Here is a 2,500-nt window from a genome sequence, read left to right as displayed (position 1 = left end):
AGGACCATCTCCCAAGGCTAAATACTCCCTAGTGATCGATAGTGAACCAGTACCGTGAGGGAAAGGTGAAAAGCACCCCGGAAGGGGAGTGAAAGAGATCCTGAAACCGTGTGCCTACAAATAGTCAGAGCCCGTTAATGGGTGATGGCGTGCCTTTTGTAGAATGAACCGGCGAGTTACGATCCCGTGCGAGGTTAAGCTGAAGAGGCGGAGCCGCAGCGAAAGCGAGTCTGAATAGGGCGTTTAGTACGTGGTCGTAGACCCGAAACCAGGTGATCTACCCATGTCCAGGGTGAAGTTCAGGTAACACTGAATGGAGGCCCGAACCCACGCACGTTGAAAAGTGCGGGGATGAGGTGTGGGTAGCGGAGAAATTCCAATCGAACCTGGAGATAGCTGGTTCTCCCCGAAATAGCTTTAGGGCTAGCCTTAAGTGTAAGAGTCTTGGAGGTAGAGCACTGATTGAACTAGGGGTCCTCATCGGATTACCGAATTCAGTCAAACTCCGAATGCCAATGACTTATCCTTAGGAGTCAGACTGCGAGTGATAAGATCCGTAGTCAAGAGGGAAACAGCCCAGATCGCCAGCTAAGGTCCCAAAGTGTGTATTAAGTGGAAAAGGATGTGGAGTTGCTTAGACAACTAGGATGTTGGCTTAGAAGCAGCCACCATTTAAAGAGTGCGTAATAGCTCACTAGTCGAGTGACTCTGCGCCGAAAATGTACCGGGGCTAAATACACCACCGAAGCTGCGAATTGATACCAATGGTATCAGTGGTAGGGGAGCGTTCTAAGTGCAGTGAAGTCAGACCGGAAGGACTGGTGGAGCGCTTAGAAGTGAGAATGCCGGTATGAGTAGCGAAAGACGGGTGAGAATCCCGTCCACCGAATGCCTAAGGTTTCCTGAGGAAGGCTCGTCCGCTCAGGGTTAGTCAGGACCTAAGCCGAGGCCGACAGGCGTAGGCGATGGACAACAGGTTGATATTCCTGTACCACCTCTTTATCGTTTGAGCAATGGAGGGACGCAGAAGGATAGAAGAAGCGTGCGATTGGTTGTGCACGTCCAAGCAGTTAGGCTGATAAGTAGGCAAATCCGCTTATCGTGAAGGCTGAGCTGTGATGGGGAAGCTCCTTATGGAGCGAAGTCTTTGATTCCCCGCTGCCAAGAAAAGCTTCTAGCGAGATAAAAGGTGCCTGTACCGCAAACCGACACAGGTAGGCGAGGAGAGAATCCTAAGGTGTGCGAGAGAACTCTGGTTAAGGAACTCGGCAAAATGACCCCGTAACTTCGGGAGAAGGGGTGCTTTCTTAACGGAAAGCCGCAGTGAATAGGCCCAAGCGACTGTTTAGCAAAAACACAGGTCTCTGCGAAGCCGTAAGGCGAAGTATAGGGGCTGACACCTGCCCGGTGCTGGAAGGTTAAGGAGAGGGGTTAGCGTAAGCGAAGCTCTGAACTGAAGCCCCAGTAAACGGCGGCCGTAACTATAACGGTCCTAAGGTAGCGAAATTCCTTGTCGGGTAAGTTCCGACCCGCACGAAAGGTGTAACGATTTGGGCACTGTCTCAACCAGAGACTCGGTGAAATTATAGTACCTGTGAAGATGCAGGTTACCCGCGACAGGACGGAAAGACCCCGTGGAGCTTTACTGTAGCCTGATATTGAATTTTGGTACAGTTTGTACAGGATAGGCGGGAGCCATTGAAACCGGAGCGCTAGCTTCGGTGGAGGCGCTGGTGGGATACCGCCCTGACTGTATTGAAATTCTAACCTACGGGTCTTATCGACCCGGGAGACAGTGTCAGGTGGGCAGTTTGACTGGGGCGGTCGCCTCCTAAAGTGTAACGGAGGCGCCCAAAGGTTCCCTCAGAATGGTTGGAAATCATTCGTAGAGTGCAAAGGCATAAGGGAGCTTGACTGCGAGACCTACAAGTCGAGCAGGGACGAAAGTCGGGCTTAGTGATCCGGTGGTTCCGCATGGAAGGGCCATCGCTCAACGGATAAAAGCTACCCCGGGGATAACAGGCTTATCTCCCCCAAGAGTCCACATCGACGGGGAGGTTTGGCACCTCGATGTCGGCTCATCGCATCCTGGGGCTGTAGTCGGTCCCAAGGGTTGGGCTGTTCGCCCATTAAAGCGGTACGCGAGCTGGGTTCAGAACGTCGTGAGACAGTTCGGTCCCTATCCGTCGTGGGCGTAGGAAATTTGAGAGGAGCTGTCCTTAGTACGAGAGGACCGGGATGGACGCACCGCTGGTGTACCAGTTGTTCTGCCAAGGGCATAGCTGGGTAGCTATGTGCGGAAGGGATAAGTGCTGAAAGCATCTAAGCATGAAGCCCCCCTCAAGATGAGATTTCCCATAGCGTAAGCTAGTAAGATCCCTGAAAGATGATCAGGTTGATAGGTTCGAGGTGGAAGCATGGTGACATGTGGAGCTGACGAATACTAATAGATCGAGGACTTAACCATATAATATGAAGCAAATGTTATCTAGTTTTGAAG

The 2,500-nt window shown here is 51.9% G+C and carries 1 rRNA gene (cut by a window edge); it reads left to right on the top strand.

From position 1 onward, the window contains the following. Positions 1-2,467: ribosomal RNA gene (locus tag DN389_RS23070) — 23S ribosomal RNA — on the top strand (it extends 455 nt beyond the left edge of the window). The last annotated feature ends 33 nt before the right edge of the window (positions 2,468-2,500 follow it).

It is taken from the genome of Bacillus sp. AY3-1, from assembly GCF_008368785.1.
GTDB lineage: Bacteria > Bacillota > Bacilli > Bacillales > Bacillaceae_G > Bacillus_A > Bacillus_A wiedmannii.
Note: the sequence above shows the minus strand (reverse complement) of the source record. Positions and strands in the feature narration are given on the sequence as shown.